This is a genomic window from Alistipes sp. dk3624 (assembly GCF_009557455.1).
Classification (GTDB): domain Bacteria; phylum Bacteroidota; class Bacteroidia; order Bacteroidales; family Rikenellaceae; genus Alistipes_A; species Alistipes_A hominis.
Window position 1 is genome coordinate 1,970,081 of sequence record NZ_CP045651.1, and the last position, 23,562, is coordinate 1,993,642.

Genomic DNA, 23,562 nt, shown 5'->3' on the forward strand with positions numbered 1-23,562 from the left:
GAAATATCCGTGCCGTTAAATATCGTCGGAATTGAATTTATATCCGAGTCGTTTACCGGTCTGCATTTTCGAGTTCTCGATCTTGGTGTTGAGCTGGTCTACCGTGACCACTTTCACCGCGTCGTACGGCGGAACCAGCAGGTCGAAGTCGACCGTATAGTCGATCGCGTTCTCGATGATGTTCAGCAGCGCCGCCCGGTCGATCCGCTGCGTGCCGAAACTGTTGTGCCGCATGCTGATCTGGCGTTTCCCCTCGACGAAATACTGCATCTCGCGGTTGATGAAGATCCGTCCGATCAGGTATCCTTCGTCGGCGCTCCGGTTGTACCGGAACGAATCGGACAGGAAGTTGTAGATGTTGATCATCCCGCAGTAGGAGTTTTCGCGGGCCTGTTGCACGTAAGAGTTCTGCCAGATGATGTGCTCGCGGTTGAATTCGAAGACGTTGCTGTGCATGCTGAAGATCAGGATGTCGTCCGCGATTTGCAACTGCGCTTCGAATTTTCCGCGGTCGCGGTATTCGATCCGCGCCTCTTTGCCCGCCTCTTCGAGCGTATCGTCGATTTCCGACGACATTTCGTGCAGGACTTCTTTCAGGTTGCCGAACACGGAGAACGTGTTGTCGAACACTTGCTGGTTCAGCGAGGCTTTGTTACTCAGTTTTTCGATGATGCCGTTTCGTATACTGCCAGGGTCACCGTCCATAATTTTGCTAAGGTTATCGTTAAGGTTTGGTATTTTGGGTTTCGTCGTATTTACATGAGTCGGATCTGCTGGCCTTCGGTCACCTGCGAATCGCGGCTGCGGCGGTTGATGTTGCACAGACTCTTCAGTCGGATGCCGTACATTTGCGAAATGCTGTGCAGCGTTTCTCCGTCGCGGGCTACGTGGATCATCTTGCCGTTCGAACTGCGTTTGGCTTTCGGCCGGATGTAGATCATATCGCCGGTTTTGACGTTCGAATGGATGTCCAGGTCGTTGTATTTGATCAGCTTCTTGGGCGATACCCGGAATTCCGACGCTACGCTTTCCAGCTTGTCGCCGTCGCGCACGACGATGAACAGGCTGCCGTTGTTGCGGTACACGGTATGGCCGCCGTTGCGTCCCTGGATGGATACCGAATAATTGTCCACGTCTACCATATCTGCGGGCGACGCCGACGGAATCGGTTCTGCGACGGGCTCTTCGACGGGGGCGGCGTTCTCCGCGATGCGGACGTCTTGTCCTTCGTCGAGCAGGAAGAGCTGGTAGTCTTCGATGATCTTGATCAGTTGCTGGGCGTATTGCGGGTTGGTGGCGTAACCGGCCTTCTGCAATCCGTGGGCCCAGCCTTTATAATCCGTGGGGTCGAGTTTGAACAGGTCCTGATACCGGGCCGATTTGTCCAAGAACTCGGAATGATCCCTGTACGATTCCTCGACCGAAGGGTATTTGCGGAAACATTCGTCCGGGGCGTCGTCGGTATGCGAGATGGTCTGCCCCGTCCAGTTGCTTTTGCACTTGATGCCGAAATGGTTGTTGGCCTCGCGGGCCAGACGGCTGTTGCCGTTGTCCGATTCGAACAGCGCCTGGGCCAGTTTGATGCTCGCCGGGATGCCGTAAATATCCATCTGTTCGACCGCCAGCGGTTTATACTTCAGGATATAGGCCTCGCGGGTCAGTTTTTGTTGTCCTTCGGCTGACGCGGTCGTGACGGCGAGCAACGCGAAAGTCAGAACGATTTGTCTGAGATTCTTCATATCGGGGTTCGGTAAATGCTTCCGACAAAAATAATATTTTCTTGGAATTTGAGCAAAAATCTTTAGCTTTGTATGTAACTTTAACGGAAAACCTATGTTTACGACAAAAAGCAATCAGATATTTTCACAAGCCATTGCCGATTATCATCGTTTTGACAAGGTGGATATGCCGATCGACAATCCCTATAAAAACGGGTCGATCGAATATTTGTTGTATTTGAAAAACTGGATCGACACGGTTCAGTGGCACCTGGAGGACATCATCCGCGATCCGCACATCGATCCGGAAATCGCGCTGAAAATCAAGCGCCGCATCGACCGTTCGAACCAGGAGCGCACCGACATGGTGGAATACATCGACAGTTATTTTCTCGATTTGTATAAAGACGTTCCCGTAGCGGAAAATGCGACGGTCAATACCGAGAGTCCGGCCTGGGCGATCGACCGCTTGTCGATTCTCGCGCTGAAAATTTATCACATGGCGCAGGAGGTGGCTCGTAAAGATGTATCACTGCAACATGTCGAGGAGTGCGGCCGAAAACTGGCCGTACTGCGGCAGCAGCAGGACGACCTGTCCGCGGCGATCGACCAGTTGCTCGAAGATATCGCCGCGGGGCGTAAGTACATGAAGGTTTACAAACAGATGAAAATGTATAACGATCCGGAGTTGAATCCGGTTCTGTACGCGTCGAAATAACATGGCGGTAATTTCTCGGTCGACTTCCGTGCGTTTGCTGGTGATCCGTTTGTCGGCGATGGGCGATGTGGCGATGGTCGCTCCGGTACTGGTAGCCCTGCGCAGAAACTATCCGAATCTGCGCATTACCGTTTTGACTCCGAAATTTTTGCAGCCGTTTTTCCGGGAAGTCGGAAACATCGAGTTTTTCGCGCCCGATCTGAAAGGGCGGCACAAGGGAGTGGCCGGCCTGTTGCGACTGGGGCGCGATTTGGGCCGTTTCGATATGGTTGCCGATTTGCACGACGTGTTGCGCAGCAAGGGGTTGTGCCGTCTGATGAAACTGCGGGGCACCCGGATCGAACGTATCGATAAAGGGCGGGCCGAAAAAAAAATGCTGACGGCTCCGGAAAACAAGCAGCGGGTGCAATTGAAGACGACCGTCGAACGTTACCGCGAAGTATTCGTCCGGCTCGGGTTCGATTTGCCCGAGATCCCTCTTCCGAGCCGCATTCGTTACCCGATGTCGGAAGCGGTGGCCCGGTTGGCCGGCGCGCATGACGGCACATGGATCGGAGTTTCGCCTTTCGCACAGCACGAAGGGAAAATTTATCCGCTCGACAAGATGCGCGAGGTGATGCTGCGGCTGGCCCGTATTCCCGGCGCACGTATTTTCGTTTTCGGGGGCGGGGATGCCGAAAAAGCGTATGCCGAAGAGGTGGCTGCGCTGCGGGACAATATCGTATCGGTGATCGGGCGCATCCGTCTCGGTCAGGAAATGGAGTTGATTTCGAACCTGGATCTGATGGTGAGCATGGACTCTTCGGGGCTGCACATGTCGTCGTTGGTCGGGCTGCCGGTGGTGTCCGTCTGGGGGGCGACCCATCCGTTCGCGGGATTTTACGGTTTCGGCCAGGACCCGGCGCTGGCCGTTCAAGTCGATATGCCGTGCCGGCCCTGTTCGGTGTATGGCAACAAACCCTGCCTGTTCGGAGATTACCGGTGTATGCGTCAGATTACGCCCGGGATGATCGTAAGCCGGGTATGCGGTCGGTTGGGCGTGGAAATACCCTCCGGGAATGCGGATTAGAAAAACTTTTAAAGCAACGGTTTGGGCGGCGGCCGCGATTTGTGTCGCGGCAGTCCTATTTTTGGGCGTATCGTGGATCGCCGAGTACCGGCCCGACGTCCGGGAAACGGTGATCTACGACACGGCGGAACCCGTTTTTCTGCCCGATACGCTGACTGTCCTCAGTTGGAATGTCGGGTATGCGGGCCTGGGCGACGACATGGATTTTTTCTACGACGGCGGAAAGCGGGTCAGGGACAGCCGGCGGCGAACGTTGGAGAACCTGCGGAATATCGTCGCCGAGCTCCGGAAAGCGGACGCCGATATCATGCTGTTACAGGAGGTGGACTGCGATTCGCACCGTAGTTACGGAATCCGGGAGGTGGATTCGCTGCGCGCAGCTTTTCCGGGATACGTGCTGTCGTTCGCTTATAATTACCGGGCGTGGTGGGTGCCTATTCCGCTCCGAAGTCCGATGGGACGCGTCGGGAGCGGGCTCGTGACGCTTTCGCGGGTCGTTCCGCTACAAGCTCAACGGGTGCAGTATCCGTCGGCCTTTCCGTTTCCGGTGCGGTTGTTCAATCTGAAACGCTGCTTGCTGGCCTTGCAGTTCCGGACGGCGGGCGGCGATACGGTGCTGATCGGCAATACGCATAATACGGCTTACGATGCCGGCGGGATGCGCGATGCCGAAATGCGTTTTCTCGGCGGGATGTTGCGACGGGATGCCGCGCGCGGAGTCGTTTCGGTGGTCGGCGGCGACTGGAATCAGTATCCGCCCGGATATACGCCTTCTCCGGAGGAACTTTCCAACGAATTTTTCGTGCCTCAGGCGGTCGATTCGCAGGTTTTCGGGCCGGGATTCCGGTTCGCGTACGACGATTCCGCGCCTTCGCTGCGTTACCTGGACGCTCCGTGGACGCCGGTTCCGGAAGACGGGGAACCCCGGCAGCGGCCGCAGACGACGCTGACCGATTTCTTTCTGGTCTCTCCGGGCGTCCGTGTCCTGTCGGTGCGTACGCTGCCGCTCGGTTTCCGGTCGAGCGATCACAATCCGGTCGTGATGAGGGTTGTGTTCGAAAATACCGCCGGCGCGGGCTCGCAATAATTTGTGTGAAATAATTCACAGTTCGTTGCCTGAATCCGTAAAAAAAACTACCTTTGGGTTCTGGAAATAAAAAGTTTGTTGCCGTTATGAATATACCAGCCAATTTGAAGTATTCGAAAGACCATGAGTGGATACGGGTCGAGGGGGCCGAGGCCTATGTCGGGATTACCGATTTCGCACAGAATCAATTAGGAGATATCGTTTTTGTCGATGTCACGACGGTCGGCGAGACGCTGCCCCAGAACGAGGTGTTCGGTACGATCGAAGCGGTGAAAACCGTTTCCGACGCGTTCCTGCCGGTCGGCGGAGAGATCCTCGAATTCAACGAAGCGCTGAACGACGCTCCCGATCGGGTCAACAAGGACCCTTACGGGGAGGGTTGGATCGTGAAGATCCGGATGACGGACCCCGCCGAGCTGAACGTGCTGCTTGGCGCGGACGATTACGGCAAGCTGATCGGCTGAGACGCCGGTTGCGCGGATACGAATGGATAAGGACTTTTTTAAAAAATAAATTTGAAGTATGAGCAAAGTAACAGTAGTGGGTGCGGGCAACGTGGGTGCGACCTGTGCCAATGTAATTGCTACAAGGGAAATTGCCGACGAGCTGGTTCTCTTGGACATTAAAGAAGGAGTTTCGGAAGGCAAGATGTTGGATATTTTCCAGACGGCCACGCTGATGGATTTCGACACCAAACTGACCGGCGTTACGAACGATTACGCCGCTACGGCGAATTCGGACGTGGTTGTCGTTACGTCGGGGATGCCGCGCAAGCCGGGCATGACCCGCGAGGAGCTGATCGGCGTGAACGCCGGCATCGTCGCTTCGGTAGTGGGCAATATCCTGAAATATTCTCCGAAAGCGATCATCGTGATGATCAGCAACCCGATGGATACGATGACCTACTTGGCGCTGAAAAAGACGGGTCTGCCGAAGAACCAGTTGTTCGGTATGGGCGGCGCGCTGGATTCGGCCCGTTTCAAATGCTATCTGAGCAAGGCGCTGAACGCTAATTCGAACGAAATCGAAGGTATGGTGATCGGCGGTCACGGCGACACCACGATGATTCCGCTTTATTCGAAAGCGAGCTACAAAGGTATGCCGGTAACCGAACTGCTGAGCAAGGAAGAGGTCGAAAAAGTGGTAGCCGACACGATGGTGGGCGGCGCTACGCTGACCAAACTGCTGGGTACTTCCGCATGGTACGCACCGGGCGCTGCGGGAGCCTATGTGGTCGAGTCGATCATCCGCGACCAGAAAAAAGTCGTTCCGTGCTGCGCTTACCTCGAAGGCGAATACGGCCAGCAGGATATCTGCATCGGCGTACCCGTCGTACTGGGTAAAAACGGCGTCGAGAAAGTGCTCGAACTGAACCTGAATGCCGATGAAAAAGCCTTGTTCGAAAAGAGCGCCGAGGCTGTCCGCAAGACGAATGCGATCCTGAAAGAGATAAAAGCTTTGTAAATATCTTCCGGTTTCGACAGATAAGGCCGGCAGGAAGCCGGCCTTTATTTTTTTAAAAAAAAGTATCCGTTGTCTGGAAAAAGCATTTACGGAATACCGCTCCGGATACGCCTAAAACTTAATGAACGATGAAACGAATGATCCTGTGGTTGCAGGCGGTTCTGTTTTGTGCGCTGACCCTGCAGTGTTCCGATGATAAAAACGGAGAATCGTATACCTTTCGGCTGTCGATTAGCGATTGGCCGATAACGCCCGGTTCGCTTTCCCAGCGGGTGGACATTGAGGCTCCCGACAGATGGTCGGCTGCGGTTGCGTATGCCGAAGCGGAGAGCGAACCTTGGTTGACCGTAGAGCCCGCGTCCGGGCGGGCCGGACGCAGTTCGTTCACCCTGAAAGCGAAAACCAACCCGTCGCTCGGCGTCCGTAACGCTACGGTGACGGTAACCTGCGGCGGCGAGTCGCGGACGATTGCCGTAAGTCAGCCTGCCGGGGAAGGGGTCGAGGTAACCCCGACGGAGCACGAGCTGGAGTACCGCGATACGGTGATCCGGGTGACGGTGTCCCATAACGTTTCCTTCCGGTTAGACATTGTCTACCTTTCCGGCGGACAGACGAAATGGATTACGCAGGTTCCTTCGGGCAAGTCCGATGTGGAAAAGTCCGAAGTGAAGTTCAACGTGGCGGCCAATACGAACGGGACTCAAACCAGTACGCCGGAACGCAAAGCCATTATCCGGATTACCGACGTTTCCGGAAAAGCGACGGACGTGCCAGTGCTTCAACGCGGGTACGACGACGGGACGCGTTCGTTGAAAGTTATGACGTTTAATATTCAGACGACCAACACCCGCCCCTGGGACGAGAGGCGGGAAGGCGTCGTGAAAATGCTGCGGGAAGAGAATCCCGATATGTTCGGCTTGCAGGAGGCGCGGATCGACGTGCTGAATACGCTCGACGAGCGGCTGGGCAACTATGCGCGGGTCGGGATCGACCGGGACGGAAGTCCGCAGAGCAGCGAATACATGTCCGTTTTCTACCGGAAAGATCGTTTCGTATTGGTCGCCAGCGGGAATTTCTGGCTCAGCGAGACGCCCGACCAGATGTCGATCGGATGGGATGCGGCTTACAGGCGGATTGCCACCTGGGTGAAGCTCCGCGAGCGGGATTCCGGCAAAGAAATTCTCTATCTGAATACGCATTTCGATCACAAGTCGGCGACCGCGCGGCGCAATTCGGCGGAACTGATCGTCGCCCGGCTGAAAAAATACGGCGCCGACGATCTGGCGACATTCGTTACCGGAGATCTGAATGTGGCCTATACCAATGCTGCGATGGCCCCGCTGACCGGCTACCTGACCGGGGCCCGCGAGTCGTTCAGCCCGATGGATCAGACCCCGACTTTCCATAACAACGGTTCTTCGGCTGCGTTTATCGACCATATTCTGTACCGCAACATCGACGCCCCGCAGAGTTACCGGGTGCTGACCGACTGTTACGGCGTGCAGAAAGACGGCAAGGATTATTATCTGTCGGATCATTATCCGGTCACGGCCGTTTTTTCCTACATGAAGCCGTAAACGGCGGTTGCACAAACCGGTTTCCCTTATCGGGGGACAGATGCCCTTCCGGGTATTTGCCCCCGTTTTTCGCATACCCTGACGCGCTTTCTTATTGCGTTATAAAATAATACGATAGAAAATAGAAGAAGCAGAGTGCGGTACGAAACGGACGATTCCTGAAAAAGCCGGACTGTTTCGGCTGTGAACGCATTCCGGAATGGATGCCGCGCGCCGAAGTACCGGCGGAGGGTTTCTGTTCGGTAATATGCCGGGACGGCCCGGAGAGATCGTCTCTTTTTGATAAAAAAGATTACTTTTGCATTAAAATGCGTGTGAAATGGCCGAACCAGAAGAAATCGCCAGAGAAGAGTCTGTTGCTGCCGAACCTGCCGCCGCATCGCCGAGACAGCCGGAGCCGTCGACGCGTCCCGTGTCGCGTCCGTCCCGGTTCGAGCGCTATGTGAGGCGGGTGATCTCCGGGAGCATTCTGGCCGATGCGGAGGTGCAGAAGCACTACCCGTACGTGTTGTTTATGGCCGTACTGATGTTTCTGTATATCGCCAACGGGTTTCATACGCAGAAGCTGCACCGGCAGCACGAAAGGCTGACCGCGCGGGTCAAGGAACTGCGTGCGCAGTCGCTGACCATTTCGTCGCAGCGGATGATCGCCACGCGGCAGAGCGAGATCATCCGCGAACTGGAGGAGCGGGGCATTCCGCTCGATGAGTTGGTGAGCCCGCCGAAGATCATCGACAAGTAGCGCCGTATGGAGGAACGCAAACCGGATATCAAAAAAGGAATATTGCATCGCGTGCAGGTGCTCTATGTGTTGTTTTTCATCATCGGCCTGATGATCGTGGGCAAGATCCTGTATCTGCAGTACGGACCCAAAAGCGGGCGGTTGCGCAGCGAAGGGACGACTATCACTTACGAGCGGGTGGCGATGGAAGCCGACCGGGGCGATATCCTCGCCTGCGACGGCCGTATTCTGGCCACTTCGGTGCCGGAGTACGAAGTGCGGATGGACTTCGCCGCCAACGGACTGGTCGATTCGATTTTCCTGCGCGACGTCGATTCGCTGGCTTATTGCCTGTCCGATTTTTTCGGCGACAAAAGCAAGAGCGCTTATAAGCTGAAATTGATCAATGCGTTCCGGGAGCGGAGGAAAAACCGTTACGTGCTGCTGTCCCCGCGACGCGTCAATCATTTGGAAATAAAAGAGATCGCCCGTTTCCCGATATTCCGGCTGGGGCAGAACCGGGGCGGTTTCATCGCTAAGCAGACCAGCCGTCGGCTGCTGCCTCACGGCGATATGGCCAAGCGCACGATCGGCATGGTGAACCAGACCGGGACGAAAGTCGGTATCGAGGGCGCTTTCGATAGCGTGCTGCACGGTATCGACGGAAACGTGCTGATGCAGCGTATTTCGGGAACGTTCCGGGTTCCGGTTCCCGACGAGATGAACGTCGATCCGGTGGACGGTATCGACGTGGTGACGACGCTCGACGTCGATATCCAGGACGTGGCCGAGAAAGCGCTGCGAGAGCAGCTCGAAACGATGCAGGCCGATTGGGGGACGGCGATCCTGATGGAGGTTTCCACCGGCGAAATCCGTGCGATCACGAACCTGACCCGCAAGGGCGAGGGAAACATCGTCGAAGATTACAACTACGCGATCGGGATGAACATGGAGCCCGGTTCCACGCAAAAGCTGGCATCGTTGATTACGCTGCTCGACGATGCCGGGGCCAGTCTCGACGAAAAATACGATACCGGCAACGGTACGGCCATCATCGGTCGCACGAAAGTGACCGATACGCACGGTTACGGCTTGCTGACGTTGAAAGGCGTTTTCGAAAAGTCGTCGAACGTCGGTTTTGCCAAAGCGGTGAATAAGTATTACAAGGACGATCCGAAACGCTTCGTCGAACACCTCTATAAAATGGGTTTGAACGAGTCGCTCCACCTGCAAATCGCCGGCGGCCAGAATCCTGTGATCCGCAAGCCCGGAGACCGCTGGTGGGACGGGACGACGCTGACGAACATGGCTTACGGGTACGCGCTGCTGCTTACCCCGATGAAAACGCTGACGTTCTACAATGCGGTGGCCAACGACGGGCGGATGGTGAGCCCGCTGTTCGTCAAAGAGTTGAGGCAGTACGGGCAGACGTTGCGGACCTACCGGGCGCGAACGATGGTCTCTTCGATCGCCTCGGACGAGACGCTGAAAGAGGTTCGCGCGGCGATGCGCGGCGTCGTGGAAGAGGGAACGGGACGCATCCTGAAAAGCCGTTATTATAAGGTGGGCGGCAAAACCGGTACGGCGCAGATTCCGGTGAACGGGCGCTATACCGACCGCAACGGCGGACGGCACTACCTGGCGACGATGGTGGGCTATTTTCCCGAAGACGATCCGAAGTACAGTTGCCTGGTCGCGCTCAAGACTTACAATGCTCCGGGACACCGGAGATTTTATTACGGGGCTTCGCTGGCCGGGCCCGTATTTCGGGCGATTGCCGACCGGGTGTACGCCAAAAATACCGCTTGGCAGGATCCGTTGTCGCAGCGAAAGGAAAAAACGGATGAAAAGCCCCGGCTCAAGGCCGGTTGCGCCGACGAAATGCGTGAAGTCGCTTATCGTTTCGACGTCCGTTACGAAGGACGGCGCGGACGGACCGACTGGCGGGGAGTGGAAGCCGTCGATTCGGCCGGGATTGCGTATACAAGCTACGAGGGATGGTCGGACGAAGTGCCTTCGGTGGTCGGGATGGGCCTGAAGGAGGCCGTTTATCTGCTGGAACGCCGTGGAATGGTCGTCGCGTTTTCGGGGGTCGGCGGCGTCGAGTCCCAGTCCGTCCCGGCCGGAACGAAAGTGCACCGGGGAATGCTGATTCGGCTGGAACTCGGCTGTACGCCGTTGGAACCGGGGATTTACCTGAAGGAGAAAAAGGCGGACAGCTCGGCAGATTCCGTGGCTTCTTCGGGCCGCGGCGATTGAAAATCGAGCAAGAAGAAATAGCCGATTCGTATAATTCCGGGAAAAAAGATATCTTTGTAACGCAGCGTAAGTTTTATGGGAAGACTGTTTCGATACTTTTTACTGGCAATGGCCCTTTCGGTGATCGTTCCGCGCATTTTCGGCGACGGTCCGGCCGCGGAATGCGCGCCGGCGCTCGAAACGGTTTGCGACCAGATCACCGAAGCCGCTCCGCCGGGAGAGTTGCACCGGTTCGTCTTCGCATCGTTGCAGAGCGATTTGGCGCCGGGGTCTTCCGGTTTCTGTTCTTTCGTAACTAAAACGCCCGTGTCGCGGGTGTCGTCCCTGTTCCGTTTTTGTGCGAATGCGGTGTCTGAGAACCGCGTCGTGAGCAGCGGACCGCTGACGCGGCTGCGATTCCAGCAGCGGTGTTTCGACGGCTGGCTTGCGGCATTGCAGCACACGGGGTATTACGTCTTTTTTCTCAGAAAAATCATTGTTTAGCCGATTCCGATCGAACGTTCGGTGCAGGCGTCCGGCATAGTCGGTTGCGTCGGCCGTACGACGGTTTTCCGGAACGGTTTCCGGTGTTGTTTCTCCCGGCGGAGGGAGCATTCCGCCGCGTATTTTATCAATCACCGAATAAAACAATGAATCATGAACAACGATTTTAAAGTAATCGACGACACGCTGTACAGCGGCGTCGCCGCAGAAGATATCATTCAACGCAGAAAAAGTCCCGTAATCGCCTTGATCGTCGCTCTGGCCGGCAGCGCGCTGGCCGTCTGGAGCCTGACTTCCGATACGATGGTCGATCGCGGCAACCTCTCTTCGATGCTGATGCTCGTCGGGGGGCTGATTGCCATCGTCGGGTTCATCAAGGCCGGGGTGACGTTCAGCTCCGCGGCGCCGGTCTATAAACCGACCGGGGAACGGATTCGCCGGTACGAAATCTATTATCAGGCTGCCGATAAGCCGGCCCTGTGCGCTGCCGTATCGTCGGGCGATATGGAGCGCCTGGTGAATATTCCACGCAACGACAAATCGAGCAGCCTGTTGCTGACGCTGTATGCGACCGAGAGCGGTTCGTTCTCGATGGGGCAGGTGTCGCAGTACGTTCCCCACGCTTTCGAGCCGGTTACCGACGTCGTGCGGTTTTCCGCCGAGCAGGGCAAACTGGCGGTCGGACTGGTCTGACCGCCGTGTAGTCACGGATGCCGGTCCGCCCCGAAAGGCGGGCCGGCTTTTTCTTTTCGGGAGCGTCCGGCGGAAGCTCGGGGCGGAATGTGAAAAAAATGCTAAAAAACGATCGTTTTTTACGGGAAATGAATAAAAATAGTAATTTTGTCCGTTGCTGAATTGTGAGAAACGCCCCATGTTGTTATTCGGGAAATACATTTTGATTGTAATCGTCGCCGTGCTGATGTTGTGCGTGCTGAGTTACATTTCGGTGCCGGTCTATGATTTTCAGTCCGGCCGTTCGTTCTGCGGGGATTCCGTTTACAATCCGTATGCAGGGGCCGATTCGTCCTGTTGGCGGAAAGCCAATTTCCATGCCCATCAAAAAGAGAAACCCCAGTGCGATTATACGGTCGAACAGATGCTCGAAGCCTATCGCAGCAACGGGTACGATATCATGAGCATCTCGGATCATCAGTGCCTGAATACCGAGCATGCCGACCGCCCCGGATTTATCCCGACTTACGAACACGGTTACGGGATCAACGGTTACCATCAGTTGGTGATGGGGGCCGAACGGGTCACGTGGCGCGATTTTCCGCTGATGCTGACCCAGTCGCAGATGCAGTACATGTTGCACTGGCTGCGCCCGCAGGCCGAGGCGCTGGTGCTGAACCACCCGGGCAAGACGCGGATCATCGACCTGGCGGTGTACGGCTGGCTACGCGGGTACGATCTATTGGAAATCAATCCGGAACGGGGCCGCGAGCGTTCCGAGCAGTACTGGGATACGGCGCTTTCGGCCGGGATCTATTCGACCCTGATCGGCGACGACGACGCGCACAATATCCGCAACCGGTCGTCGTGGTTCCAGCGCTGCTTCACAATGGTCAATACGCCGTCGCTACGCCCCGGGGATATTATGAAGTCTTTGAAAAAAGGGGCCGCTTATGCGGTATACGTTCCGCACGACGTTAATAACCGTCCCGATCCGCACGGAGACCTGCCCCGGATGGAGCGCATTTCGATGCAGGGCGATACGATTCGCATCCGGGTCGACCGGCCCGCTTCGGCGATCCGGTTTATCGGACAAAACGGAACGCTGCTTGCAGAGGGAAGCGGGGCCGAGGCCGTTTATGCTTTTCGGAAGAACGATGCCTACGCGCGTGCCGAAGCGCATTTCGACGACGGAACGATCCTGTTTTTCAATCCTTTCGTGCGGACTGCCGACGGTAATCGTCCCGTCAACGTATTCGTTCCGGTGGTGAATTACCCGCTCACGGTGTTGTGCCACCTGCTTTGGTTCGCCTTGTTGGCCGGGCTGACCGCTCTGATGCTGTACCTGTCGGGCGTGCGCCGCGGAAGCTTGTATTACCGGTGGAATCCGTCGGTCGCGCCGGAACGAACGAAACCGGACCGACGGGAGACGACCGCCGGTTCGTAACGACCGGGACTGTCGTAAAAAAATGAATATGTCGGGTCCGAATGCCGGGCCCGTTTTGGGAATATGACACATCTGGATCCGATCATCTCAGACCTTGCGTTGATCCTCGCCGTCGCGGGGGTTACGACGCTGCTGTTCAAATGGCTGAAACAGCCGGTCGTGTTGGGTTACATCGTCGCCGGGTTCCTGTGTAGCGGAAATTTCCTGTTACAGGGGGTTTCGAACATGGGGAACGTGGACATCTGGGCCGAGATCGGTATCATTTTCCTGTTGTTCTCGCTCGGCCTCGAATTCAGCTTCAAAAAATTGATGAACGTCGGCGGCCCCGCGCTGATGACGGCATTGGTCGTGATCGTCGGGATGATGTGCTCCGGCTTTATGGCGGGACGGGCCCTCGGCTGGACTTCGACGGACAGTATTTTCCTCGGCGGGATGCTGTCGATGTCGTCTACGACGATCATTATCAAGGCATTCGACGATCTGGGGCTCCGCAGCCAGAAGTTCACGTCGCTGGTGTTCGGGGTGCTGGTGGTCGAAGACCTGTTCGCCGTAGTGTTGATGGTGATGCTGTCGACGCTTTTCGTGCAGCGGGCGGTCGAACACGTCGTGATCGCCGAACAGCTTTTCAAACTGATCTTTTTCTTGATTCTGTGGTTCGTCGTGGGGATCTATCTGATTCCTACGTTCCTGAAAAAAATACGGAAATTCCTGAATCAGGAAACGCTGCTGGTGATCTCGCTGGGCCTTTGCCTGATTATGGTCGTGCTGGCGACTTACGCCGGATTTTCGTCTGCGCTCGGGGCGTTCATCATGGGGTCGATCCTAGCCGGGACGGTACAGGCCGAGAGCATCGAGAAGGTCATCGCTCCGGTCAAGGACCTGTTCGGGGCGGTCTTCTTCGTGTCGGTCGGGATGCTGGTCGAGCCGGCGATGCTGGTGCAATACATCGTGCCGATCGTTTTTTTGACGGTGGTCGTGATCGTCGGACAGATATTCTACGGGACGCTCGGTTTCCTCGTGTCGGGGCAGAATCTGAAAATCGCGTTGCAGTCGTCGTTCTCGCTGGCGCAGATCGGAGAGTTCGCCTTTATCATCGCGTCGCTCGGACTGTCGATGGGGGTTACCAGTTCGTTCCTTTATCCGGTCGCGGTGGCCGTGTCGGTCGTGACCACATTTACCACGCCGTTTATCATCCGGCTCAGCGATCCTGCCTATCACCGGATCAACCGGTTGATTCCGAAGCGGATGAAAGCGCTGCTGGCCCGGTACAGCGCCGGGTCGCAAACCGTCAACAGCGAGCGGGAGTGGATGTCGCTGCTGAAAAAGTCGCTGTTGAACATGTTTATCTACTGCGTGCTGTTGGGCGGCGTGGTGTGGATCTCTTCGAGTTACTATTCGCCGTTCGTCGAGGAGCGTTTCGAAGGATTCGCCGGCAAACTGATCGCTACGACGACGACCATTCTCTTTATGACGCCGCTGTTGTGGGGGCTTGCGGTGCGGCACCTGAATCGCAGGCTGTTCGTGCCGCTGTGGAACGATCCCCGTTTCAACCACGGGTTGTTGGTGTCGTTGATCGTGCTGCGGATTCTCCTCGCGCTGATGTTCGTACTGACCGTAGTCGCTCACCTGAGTTCGTACCGTTGGGGGGCGTTGATGGCGTTCGCCATTCTGCTGTTGCTGTTGGCGCTGTTCTGGAGACGGATCAAAAGAGGATACCTGCGTTTCGAACAGCGTTTCTTTACCAACCTGAACGAAAAAGATGCGAGCACCGTCGTGACGACCGGGAACTACCGCGCCAAGTTCCTGCATATGGCTAAGATGACGGTTTCGGCCGACAGCCCGCTCGTCGGGCGGTGTTTCAGGGAGTTGGATCTCCGCCTGCGCTACGGGGTGACGGTGGTGTCGGTGCTGCGCGGCAGCCACCGGTACAATGCGCCCGGCGCATCGATGGTGCTGATGCCGTCCGACGAGATTTCGGTCGTCGGGACGGATGCGCAGTTGAGCCAGTTCGCTTCGAAGGTCGAAGTGCCGCTGTCGCCGGTCGATCGGGAAGAGGCGACGATGCAAAAATTTTCGGTCGGCGAGCATTCCGTACTGATCGGTATGACCGTTTCGCAGTTCGGCATGATGTGCCGAGGGGCCTGCTTGATCATCGGGATCGAACGCAGCGACGGCTCGTACGTCAGACCGCTGGGACTGGTGCGTTTTCAGCCGTACGATATGGTTTGGATCGCCGGCGACCGGGAGACGATCGAACAGGTGCTCGTCGGAACGAAGCCTCCCGTACCGAAAACGGAAAAAAAGCTCGTACGGCGGATTCTCCGCAAGAAATGATTTTGTCGATAAGATGTCAATTAAAAGGCATCTTATTTTTTATTTCTCCGGTGTAAAACCTTACTTTTGTACATTGCATAAAGTGTATATGGATGTTACGTGAGCTATTGGTGGACGTGGAAGTGCTTTCGACGGCGGGAGACCTTTCGGTAGAAATTGACAATCTTGAGTTTGACTCGCGCGAGGCGAAGCCGGGAACGCTGTTTTTCGCCATGCGCGGAACGCAGACCGACGGACATCGCTTTATCGGGGCGGCCGTCGGTCTCGGAGCGTCGGCGGTAGTATGCGAAGAGTTGCCGGAAGAGTTGTGCGGTGGGGTGACCTATGTGCGGGTGGCGGATTCGACGGTTGCGCTGGGGCGCATCGCGTCGGCCTTTTACGGACATCCGAGCCGTAATCTGAAACTGGTGGGTATAACCGGAACCAACGGGAAAACCACGACGGCGACGCTGCTGTACCGGTTGTTCCGCCGGCTGGGATATAAGGTGGGATTGATTTCGACCGTAACCTACTGCATCGATACCGAACAGCGCGAATCGACCCATACGACGCCCGACGGCATCCGGTTGAATCGCATGATGGCCGAAATGGTCGAACGCGGATGCGAATACTGTTTTATGGAAGTCAGTTCGCACAGCCTCGTGCAGCACCGCATCGAGGGACTCTCTTTCGTCGGCGCCGTTTTCAGCAACATTACCCACGACCATCTGGATTATCATCATACGTTCGCTGAGTACATCCGGGCCAAAAAAATGCTGTTCGACGCGCTGCCGGAGGGAACGTTCGCGCTGACCAATGCCGACGACCGCAACGGCATGGTGATGGTGCAGAATACCGGCGCGGAGGTCAAGACTTACGCGTTGCAGGCGTTCGCCGATTTCCGGTGCCGGATCGTCGAGATGCATTTCGACGGCATGCTGCTGAATCTGGACGGTTCGGAGGTCTGGGCGACATTCCTCGGGCGTTTCAACGCTTACAACCTAACGGCCGTATATGCGACGGCCCTGCTGCTCGGCGCCGACCGCGACGAGGTGCTGCGTATCCTGAGCGAGCTGACGTCGGTCAGCGGCCGTTTTGAGTACGTTCGTTCGGCGGACGGGGTGACCGCCATCGTCGATTACGCTCATACTCCGGATGCGTTGCAGAACGTCCTGCGGACGATCGACGAGATTCGCCGGGAAGGGCAGCGGATCTATGTCGTCGTGGGGTGCGGCGGCAACCGCGACAAGACCAAGCGGCCCGAAATGGCGCAGATCGCCGTGGCGAACAGCGACCTGGCGATCCTGACTTCGGACAATCCCCGGATGGAAGATCCCGAAACGATTCTCGAAGACATGAAGGCGGGGCTCGATCCGTCGGCGTCGTATCTCGCCGTTACCAACCGCCGCGAGGCGATTCGGACGGCCGTGACGCTGGCCCGGCCGGGCGATATCATCCTGCTGGCCGGCAAAGGGCATGAAACCTATCAGGACATTGCCGGAGTGAAACGTCACTTCGACGACAAGGAAGAGGTTTCGAACCTGTTCGCACTGCGGACGAAGAAGTAAATTCGATTAAGAACCGTATTTATGTTATATCATTTAGTCAAGTATCTTTCATTGCATTTCGACATTCCCGGTGCGGGGATGTTCCTGTCGCTGTCGTTCCGTGCGGCGATGGCGATTATTCTGGCGCTGGCGATCGGAATGATTTTCGGCCGCCGGATCATCCGTTTCCTGCAGCGTAAGCAGATCGGCGAGGAGGTGCGCAACCTCGGCCTCGAAGGACAGTTGCAGAAACGCGGAACGCCGACGATGGGCGGCGTTATTATCCTGATTTCGATTCTGATCCCGACGCTGTTGTTCGGCGACCTGACCAACGTTTATACGCGGCTGATGATCGTTTCGACCGTCTGGCTCGGATTGATCGGTTTCCTGGACGACTACATCAAGGTGTTTCGCAAGAACAAGGAAGGGCTCAGCGGCCGGTACAAGATCGTCGGGCAGGTCGGCCTCGGACTGATCGTCGGTTGCGCGATGTGGCTCAGCCCGCAGATCGTGACCAAGGAGAAACTGGACAGAAACGCGCCGCGCGCGCATGTGGAATATGTCAACGACAACGGGCAGCGCAGCGCGGTCTATATGGCGCCGGCCGAAAAAACCGTCAATACTACGATCCCGTTCGTCAAGAACAACGAATTCAATTACCACTGGCTGGTGCCGGGCGACAGCGAGCGGGCCGACCTGTGGACGTGGCTGGTATACGTCGTGATCGCTACGCTGGTCATTACCGCCGTCTCGAACGGCGCGAATCTGACCGACGGGCTCGATGGACTGGCTTCCGGCGTGTCGGCGACGATCGTCGTCACGCTCGGGATACTGGCCTACCTGTCGGGGAACGTCATTTACGCCGATTACCTGAATATCATGTATATACCGATGAGCGGGGAGCTGATCGTCTATGCGGCGGCGTTTGCCGGGGCGCTGTTCGGCTTTTTGTGGTACAACTGTTATCCGGCGCAGGTCTTCATGGGCGATACCGGCAGTTTGGCGATCGGCGGAATCATTGCCGTATTCGCGCTGCTGATCCGAAAGGAGTTGCTGCTGCCGATCCTGTGCGGGATTTTTTTCATCGAAAGCCTGTCGGTCATCATGCAGGTCACCTATTTCAAATATACGAAAAAACGGTACGGCGAAGGCCGGCGCATTTTTCTGATGTCGCCGCTGCACCACCATTTCCAGAAGAAAGGTTACTTCGAATCGAAAATCGTCGTGCGTTTCTGGATCGTGCAGTTGCTGCTGGCCGCCATCACGTTGGTAACGCTTAAAATCAGATAACGATGCAGAGGATCGTGGTATTGGGAGGAGGCGAGAGCGGTTGCGGGTCGGCGGTGCTGGCGCGCGTAAAAGGATTCGACGTGTTTCTGTCGGATAGGGGGAGTATCGCTCCGAAGTACAGGGAACTGCTGGAGAAATGGGATATTCCTTATGAGGAGGGACGGCATACGGCCGGTAAAATCCTGTCGGCCGACAAAGTCGTGAAAAGCCCGGGGATTCCGGACAAGGCTCTGATGGTGAAGGCCGTCCGGGAGCGGGGAATCCCGGTTATTTCTGAAATCGAGTTTGCGGGGGCTTATACCTCTGCGCGAACGATCTGCATCACCGGCAGCAACGGCAAGACGACGACGACGACGCTGACCTACGAGATTTTGCGGCAGGCCGGCGTGAACGTCGGCCTGGCCGGAAATATCGGCGAAAGTTTCGCGCTGGCGGTGGCCACCGGCAATTACGATTGGTACGTGATCGAACTGAGCAGTTTCCAGTTGGACGGCTGTTACGATTTCCGGGCCGATATCGGCGTGCTGATGAATATTACGCCCGATCACCTCGACCGGTACGATTACGAGTTGCAAAATTACGTGGACAGCAAGTTCCGTATCCTGCGGAATCAGCGACCGGAAGACCGTTTTATTTATTGCGCCGACGATCCGCTGACGCTCGGAAACCTGCCGAAGCATCCGCTCGGGATGCAAACCCTGCCGTTCAGCGTGAAAACCTGCGACGGATGCGCGGCGATGCTGACCGATGGCGTGATCCGTGCGGAAGTTGCCGGGAAACGGGTGGAGATTCCGGTTGCGGAATTGAAAATTAAGGGAACGCATAATACTTATAATGCGATGGCCGCTTCGCTGGCGGCCTTGTCGGCCGGGGTCGGGCCGGATGCGATATGCCGGACGCTCAGGGCGTTCGAAGGGGTCGAGCACCGCCTCGAAAAGTGCGGGGAGATCGACGGCGTGACCTACGTCAACGATTCGAAAGCGACCAACGTCGATTCGGTGTGGTACGCGCTGGAGAGCATGACCCGTCCGGTGGTGTGGATCGCCGGCGGAACCGATAAAGGGAACGACTATGCGCGGCTTTACGAGTTGGCGGAGGCGAAAGTCAAGACGCTGGTCTGCATGGGCGTCGATAACGGTAAGTTGCTGAAGGCTTTCGATGGTCGGATCGGGAAGATTGTCGATACCCATTCGCTGGACGAGGCGATGGCGGCCGCCCGCCGGAACGCCGGAACGGGCGATGTGGTACTGCTGTCGCCGGCCTGCGCCAGTTTCGACCTGTTTAAAAATTACGAAGACCGCGGACGGCAGTTCAAAGAGTGGGTCGCCGCCGCGCAACGATAACGTATCGATAAAACCGAAAAAACGACGATCATGCAACCGGACGAACCGCACAACGAACAGCAGGGCTTTTTCGACCGCTTTTTCAGCGGCGACCGCGTACTGTGGGTGATCATTGCGATCCTGTCGATCGCGTCGCTGCTGGTGATCTATTCGTCGACCGCGTCGATGGCTTACCGTAAGGCCGGCGGGGATACGGCGCACTATTTCCTGCAGCAGTTGAAGTTCATCGTGCTGGGGTTCGCCGCGATGATCGCCGTGCACCGGATCGATTACCAGCGTTACGCGCGTCCGCGCTTTCTGTCGTTCGTTTTCGTTACGGCGCTGCTGTTCATGCTGTTGACCTTCTTCGTTGGAGTCAACCTGAATAGCGCTTCGCGGTGGATCCGCATCCCGCTGATCGGCGTGACGTTCCAGCCTTCGGATTTCCTGCGGATCGCGCTGATCGCGATCCTGGCGCGGCAGTTGGCCAAGCGGCAAACAAACATTCACCGTATGCCGCTGCTGCCTGCGCTGACGCTGCGCGGGTGGCGTAAAAATCCGGACAAGAATTTCAATATACTGACCAATATCACGATCCCCGTTCTGGGGCCGATCGTGATCGCCTGCGCCGCGATTTTTATTTCCAATTTTTCGACGGCGGCGATCACGTTCTGCACCTGTCTGATCATGCTCTATGTCGGGCGTGTCCGCGTGCGGGAGTTGTGGCGGCTGGTCGCGCTGGTGTTCGTGACGATGGTTTGCGCCGTGTCGGTGATGTACGCCTTCAATATCGGGCGGTCGCATACGTGGGTCAACCGGCTTGGGATCGGGGATATGATGAGTAAGACCGAGCAGGTCAAAGCGCAGGGCGAAGACGACGATTTGCAGCAGGAGCAGGCCCGGATCGCGATCGCTTCGGGCGGATTGATGGGCAAAGGGCCCGGAAACAGTACGCAGCGGTCGAACCTGCCGCACTCCTATTCGGATTTCGCGTATGCCTTTATCGTCGAAGAGTACGGGCTGATCGGAGCGTCGCTGATGCTTTTCCTGTACCTGTGTATTTTCTTCCGTGGGATCGTTACGTTCCGGCGTTGCGGGACGGCGTTTCCGGGATTGCTGGTGCTGGGGCTTTGCCTGATGATTACGTTCCAGGCAATCTGTAACATGCTGGTTTCGGTGTGCCTGTTCCCGGTGACCGGACAGACGCTGCCGCTGGTCAGCCTGGGCGGTTCGTCGATCGTGTTTACCTGCCTGGCGCTCGGCCTGATTCTCGGGATCAGCCGACAGGTGAAGGAAGAGTCGCTGGATCGGCCGAGAAAAGAGTCGTTACTGGAGTAGCGGAACGGGCGGCCGTTTTTGCGGCGAATATCGGATCATTGATGTTGTGTTTGAAAATATGGATCGGAAATTAAAAGTCATACTGAGCGGAGGAGGTACCGGAGGGCATATCTATCCGGCGGTTGCGGTGGCCGAAGCGCTGAAGCGGCGGCTCGGCGACGGCGTCGAAATCCTTTTTGTCGGCGCCGAAGGGAAGATGGAAATGGAGAAAATCCCGGAGCTGGGCTACCGGATCGAGGGGCTGCCCGTCGCGGGATTGCAGCGGCGGCTGACGCCGAAAAACCTGGCCGTTCCGTTCAAGGTCGTGCGGTCGGTGCTGCGCGCCCGGCGAATCGTCAAAAAATTCGGGGCCGACGTAGCGGTCGGCTTCGGCGGGTATGCCAGCGCGCCGGTGCTGTGGTCCGCGCAGCGGATGGGAATTCCGACGCTGATTCAGGAGCAGAACTCCTATGCGGGCATGACCAATAAGATGCTGTCCTCGCGCGTCAGGCGTATCTGCGTGGCTTACGAAGGGATGGAACGCTTTTTCCCGAAAGAGAAGATCGTCCTGACGGGCAATCCGCTCCGGGGGCGTTTTTGGCGCAATCCGGATCTGCGCGCGGAGGCGCTTCGGCATTTCGGTTTGGAAGAGGGCAAGCCGGTGACGCTGGTCGTCGGCGGCAGCCTCGGTACCCGGACGCTGAACGAAATGATGAAAGCCAACGTGGATCGGATCGTTGCCGAAGGGAAGATACAGGTGATTTGGCAGACCGGTAAATATTACGAACGGGAGATGACGGAGTTTATGCAGGGGCGCTCCGACCGGGGTATCTGGCGCGGAGCTTTTATCGACCGGATGGATCTGGCCTATGCTGCGGCCGACATCGTCGTGGCGCGGGCCGGAGCCTGTACCGTTTCGGAACTGTGCCTGATCGGCCGGCCGACGATCTTCGTGCCGTCGCCGAATGTGGCCGAGGATCACCAGACCAAAAATGCGATGGCTCTCGTCGGGAAGCAGGCCGCCCGGATGATTCCCGACCGAGATGCGGTGAACGGAGTTTTTCCGGTCGTGGAGGAATTGTTGGCCGATCCGAAGCAACTCGCTGAAATGGAGCGTAATATATTGACTTTAGGGATCGGCGATTCCGCAGATCGGGTTGTGAATGAAGTTATGGATGTTGTAAACGGGAAATAATGAACTTTAGTAAAGTATATTTTTTAGGAATCGGAGGGATCGGGATGAGCGCCCTGGCACGTTATTTCCTGCACGAGGGGAAACAGGTGGCCGGATACGACCGCACCGCGTCGGAACTGACCCGGGCATTGGAGTGCGAAGGAGCGACCGTTACTTATGAGGACGAGGCGGATACGATTCCGGAGCCGTTTCGGGACAAGGCCGATACGCTGGTGGTTTATACGCCGGCGATCCCGTCCGATAGTTTGCAGTTCGGATTTTTCCGGGATGGAGGATTCGAGATCGTCAAGCGTTCGCGGATGCTCGGCGTGATGGCCGAGGGGAAATACCTGATGGCCGTCGCCGGAACGCACGGCAAGACGACGACCAGTACGATGGCCGCGTGGTTCGATCGCGAGGCCGGGGGCGGCGGCAGCGCTTTTCTCGGCGGGATTTCCAAGAATTTCGGTAGTAACCTGGTGCTCGGCCCGGGGGAACGGTTGGTCGTCGAGGCCGACGAGTTCGATCGGTCGTTTCTGCAGCTCTATCCGGACGTCGCGGTCGTGACGGCGGTCGATGCCGACCATCTCGACATTTACGGGACGCACGAAGCGGTCAAAGAGGCTTTTTCGGAGTTTGTCGGGCAGATCAGACCGGGCGGCGCGCTGATTCTCAAACAGGGGGTCGAACTGGATATCCGTAACGACCGAATCCGGGTTTACCGGTATGCATACGATACGCCCTGCGACTTTTACGCCGACCGCATCCGGCTTGAGCCGGACGGGCGGCACACGTTCGACCTTGTTTGTCCCGACCGCGTGATCCGGGATTGCACGCCGGGCGTTCCGGGATGGGTGAATGTCGAAAATTGCGTGGCGGCGGCGGCGATGCTGTGGGTGGCCGGGTTCGACGAAGCGAAGCTGCGGGCCGCGATCGCGTCGTTCAGCGGCGTGAAGCGCCGGTTTGATTTTTACGTCAATACGCCGAAGCATATTTATATGGACGATTACGCGCACCATCCGAACGAACTGCGGGCCGCGATCACGTCGGTCAGGGAGATGTTCCCGGCGCGGAAGCTGACGGTGGTGTTCCAGCCGCACCTGTACACCCGGACGCGCGATTTTTACCGGGAGTTCGCCGAGGCGTTGTCTTTGTGCGACGAGGTGTTGCTGCTGCCGATCTATCCGGCGCGCGAGGAGCCGATCGAAGGGGTGGCTTCCGAAATGCTGCTGCCGCTGATCGGTTGTCCGGCACGGGTCGTCCGCAAGAAGGATCTGACGGACGTGCTGAAATCGAAGAACCCGGAATTGCTGGTGACGTTCGGGGCGGGCGATATCGACCGCTTCTGCACGCAGATCGCCGGTTTATTCGCAGAAAAATAAGA

General features: G+C 57.1%; 20 protein-coding genes. 18 read left to right on the forward strand and 2 right to left on the reverse strand.

Features of this window, described 5'->3' with window-relative positions; translation table 11 throughout:
* Positions 1-15: 15 nt before the first annotated feature.
* Together GFH31_RS08355 and GFH31_RS08360 are read right to left on the reverse strand one after the other, a co-directional pair.
* A complete protein-coding gene (locus GFH31_RS08355) occupies positions 16-705 on the reverse strand; it encodes a hypothetical protein (RefSeq protein WP_101571844.1) in 690 nt (229 codons plus the stop codon).
* A 50-nt stretch (positions 706-755) separates the two neighbouring features.
* Positions 756-1,739, reverse strand: coding sequence for a glucosaminidase domain-containing protein (locus tag GFH31_RS08360; protein ID WP_101571842.1), 984 nt, complete (start codon positions 1,737-1,739; stop codon positions 756-758).
* 94 nt (positions 1,740-1,833) lie between these two features.
* Here GFH31_RS08360 and GFH31_RS08365 point away from each other — a divergent pair, with 94 nt between their 5' ends.
* The 18 genes from GFH31_RS08365 to murC all read left to right on the forward strand — a co-directional run bounded on the left by GFH31_RS08365 (position 1,834) and on the right by murC (position 23,560).
* Complete coding sequence (locus GFH31_RS08365; RefSeq protein WP_055202660.1) at positions 1,834-2,436, forward strand: DUF4254 domain-containing protein; 603 nt, start codon at positions 1,834-1,836, stop codon at positions 2,434-2,436.
* A 1-nt stretch (position 2,437) separates the two neighbouring features.
* Positions 2,438-3,505 (forward strand): glycosyltransferase family 9 protein, encoded by a 1,068-nt coding sequence (locus tag GFH31_RS08370; RefSeq protein WP_228385747.1) that lies wholly within the window; start codon positions 2,438-2,440, stop codon positions 3,503-3,505.
* Entirely contained in the window at positions 3,495-4,592 is a 1,098-nt protein-coding gene (locus GFH31_RS08375; RefSeq protein WP_118457048.1) for an endonuclease/exonuclease/phosphatase family protein, read from the forward strand. The genes GFH31_RS08370 and GFH31_RS08375 overlap by 11 nt, the downstream gene beginning before the upstream one ends.
* An 86-nt stretch (positions 4,593-4,678) precedes the next feature.
* Complete coding sequence (gene gcvH, locus GFH31_RS08380) at positions 4,679-5,056, forward strand: glycine cleavage system protein GcvH (RefSeq protein WP_055202656.1); 378 nt, start codon at positions 4,679-4,681, stop codon at positions 5,054-5,056.
* Positions 5,057-5,114: 58 nt separating this feature from the next.
* Positions 5,115-6,056 (forward strand): malate dehydrogenase, encoded by a 942-nt coding sequence (gene mdh / locus GFH31_RS08385; protein ID WP_055202654.1) that lies wholly within the window; start codon positions 5,115-5,117, stop codon positions 6,054-6,056.
* 128 nt (positions 6,057-6,184) lie between these two features.
* The gene (locus tag GFH31_RS08390; RefSeq protein WP_101571837.1) at positions 6,185-7,633 is read left to right on the forward strand and encodes a BACON domain-containing protein; all 1,449 of its coding nucleotides are present in this window, start codon (positions 6,185-6,187) and stop codon (positions 7,631-7,633) included.
* A gap of 319 nt (positions 7,634-7,952) precedes the next feature.
* Positions 7,953-8,375 (forward strand): FtsL-like putative cell division protein, encoded by a 423-nt coding sequence (locus GFH31_RS08395; RefSeq protein WP_101571835.1) that lies wholly within the window; start codon positions 7,953-7,955, stop codon positions 8,373-8,375.
* A gap of 6 nt (positions 8,376-8,381) precedes the next feature.
* The gene (locus tag GFH31_RS08400) at positions 8,382-10,613 is read left to right on the forward strand and encodes a penicillin-binding protein (protein WP_153497772.1); all 2,232 of its coding nucleotides are present in this window, start codon (positions 8,382-8,384) and stop codon (positions 10,611-10,613) included.
* Positions 10,614-10,688: 75 nt separating this feature from the next.
* Positions 10,689-11,096: a hypothetical protein gene (locus tag GFH31_RS08405; protein ID WP_145996521.1), complete on the forward strand. Its 408-nt coding sequence runs from the start codon at positions 10,689-10,691 to the stop codon at positions 11,094-11,096.
* A gap of 153 nt (positions 11,097-11,249) precedes the next feature.
* Positions 11,250-11,789 carry a hypothetical protein gene (locus tag GFH31_RS08410; RefSeq protein WP_055202644.1) on the forward strand — a complete coding sequence of 180 codons (540 nt, stop codon included), beginning with the start codon at positions 11,250-11,252 and terminating at the stop codon, positions 11,787-11,789.
* A 202-nt stretch (positions 11,790-11,991) separates the two neighbouring features.
* Positions 11,992-13,215 (forward strand): hypothetical protein, encoded by a 1,224-nt coding sequence (locus tag GFH31_RS08415; protein WP_145996520.1) that lies wholly within the window; start codon positions 11,992-11,994, stop codon positions 13,213-13,215.
* Between the two features lie 63 nt (positions 13,216-13,278).
* Positions 13,279-15,549: a cation:proton antiporter gene (locus GFH31_RS08420; RefSeq protein WP_101572058.1), complete on the forward strand. Its 2,271-nt coding sequence runs from the start codon at positions 13,279-13,281 to the stop codon at positions 15,547-15,549.
* A 92-nt stretch (positions 15,550-15,641) separates the two neighbouring features.
* Complete coding sequence (locus tag GFH31_RS08425) at positions 15,642-17,096, forward strand: UDP-N-acetylmuramoyl-L-alanyl-D-glutamate--2,6-diaminopimelate ligase (RefSeq protein WP_153497773.1); 1,455 nt, start codon at positions 15,642-15,644, stop codon at positions 17,094-17,096.
* Between the two features lie 21 nt (positions 17,097-17,117).
* Positions 17,118-18,365: a phospho-N-acetylmuramoyl-pentapeptide-transferase gene (mraY, locus tag GFH31_RS08430; RefSeq protein WP_055202638.1), complete on the forward strand. Its 1,248-nt coding sequence runs from the start codon at positions 17,118-17,120 to the stop codon at positions 18,363-18,365.
* A gap of 2 nt (positions 18,366-18,367) precedes the next feature.
* Positions 18,368-19,708 carry a UDP-N-acetylmuramoyl-L-alanine--D-glutamate ligase gene (gene murD, locus GFH31_RS08435; protein ID WP_153497774.1) on the forward strand — a complete coding sequence of 447 codons (1,341 nt, stop codon included), beginning with the start codon at positions 18,368-18,370 and terminating at the stop codon, positions 19,706-19,708.
* A 30-nt stretch (positions 19,709-19,738) separates the two neighbouring features.
* A complete protein-coding gene (locus GFH31_RS08440; RefSeq protein ID WP_081032493.1) occupies positions 19,739-21,025 on the forward strand; it encodes an FtsW/RodA/SpoVE family cell cycle protein in 1,287 nt (428 codons plus the stop codon).
* 58 nt (positions 21,026-21,083) lie between these two features.
* Positions 21,084-22,199 (forward strand): undecaprenyldiphospho-muramoylpentapeptide beta-N-acetylglucosaminyltransferase, encoded by a 1,116-nt coding sequence (gene murG, locus GFH31_RS08445; protein ID WP_118655481.1) that lies wholly within the window; start codon positions 21,084-21,086, stop codon positions 22,197-22,199.
* Complete coding sequence (gene murC, locus GFH31_RS08450; RefSeq protein ID WP_055202629.1) at positions 22,199-23,560, forward strand: UDP-N-acetylmuramate--L-alanine ligase; 1,362 nt, start codon at positions 22,199-22,201, stop codon at positions 23,558-23,560. The genes murG and murC overlap by 1 nt, the downstream gene beginning before the upstream one ends.
* Positions 23,561-23,562 lie beyond the last annotated feature (2 nt).

Coding starts and splice junctions, on each gene's coding strand:
- GFH31_RS08355 (WP_101571844.1), bottom strand. CDS start 705: ATGGACGGTGACCCTGGCAGTATACGAAACGGCATCATCGAAAAACTG.
- GFH31_RS08360 (WP_101571842.1), bottom strand. CDS start 1,739: ATGAAGAATCTCAGACAAATCGTTCTGACTTTCGCGTTGCTCGCCGTC.
- GFH31_RS08365 (WP_055202660.1), top strand. CDS start 1,834: ATGTTTACGACAAAAAGCAATCAGATATTTTCACAAGCCATTGCCGAT.
- GFH31_RS08370 (WP_228385747.1), top strand. CDS start 2,438: ATGGCGGTAATTTCTCGGTCGACTTCCGTGCGTTTGCTGGTGATCCGT.
- GFH31_RS08375 (WP_118457048.1), top strand. CDS start 3,495: ATGCGGATTAGAAAAACTTTTAAAGCAACGGTTTGGGCGGCGGCCGCG.
- gcvH (WP_055202656.1), top strand. CDS start 4,679: ATGAATATACCAGCCAATTTGAAGTATTCGAAAGACCATGAGTGGATA.
- mdh (WP_055202654.1), top strand. CDS start 5,115: ATGAGCAAAGTAACAGTAGTGGGTGCGGGCAACGTGGGTGCGACCTGT.
- GFH31_RS08390 (WP_101571837.1), top strand. CDS start 6,185: ATGAAACGAATGATCCTGTGGTTGCAGGCGGTTCTGTTTTGTGCGCTG.
- GFH31_RS08395 (WP_101571835.1), top strand. CDS start 7,953: ATGGCCGAACCAGAAGAAATCGCCAGAGAAGAGTCTGTTGCTGCCGAA.
- GFH31_RS08400 (WP_153497772.1), top strand. CDS start 8,382: ATGGAGGAACGCAAACCGGATATCAAAAAAGGAATATTGCATCGCGTG.
- GFH31_RS08405 (WP_145996521.1), top strand. CDS start 10,689: ATGGGAAGACTGTTTCGATACTTTTTACTGGCAATGGCCCTTTCGGTG.
- GFH31_RS08410 (WP_055202644.1), top strand. CDS start 11,250: ATGAACAACGATTTTAAAGTAATCGACGACACGCTGTACAGCGGCGTC.
- GFH31_RS08420 (WP_101572058.1), top strand. CDS start 13,279: ATGACACATCTGGATCCGATCATCTCAGACCTTGCGTTGATCCTCGCC.
- GFH31_RS08425 (WP_153497773.1), top strand. CDS start 15,642: ATGTTACGTGAGCTATTGGTGGACGTGGAAGTGCTTTCGACGGCGGGA.
- mraY (WP_055202638.1), top strand. CDS start 17,118: ATGTTATATCATTTAGTCAAGTATCTTTCATTGCATTTCGACATTCCC.
- murD (WP_153497774.1), top strand. CDS start 18,368: ATGCAGAGGATCGTGGTATTGGGAGGAGGCGAGAGCGGTTGCGGGTCG.
- GFH31_RS08440 (WP_081032493.1), top strand. CDS start 19,739: ATGCAACCGGACGAACCGCACAACGAACAGCAGGGCTTTTTCGACCGC.
- murG (WP_118655481.1), top strand. CDS start 21,084: ATGGATCGGAAATTAAAAGTCATACTGAGCGGAGGAGGTACCGGAGGG.
- murC (WP_055202629.1), top strand. CDS start 22,199: ATGAACTTTAGTAAAGTATATTTTTTAGGAATCGGAGGGATCGGGATG.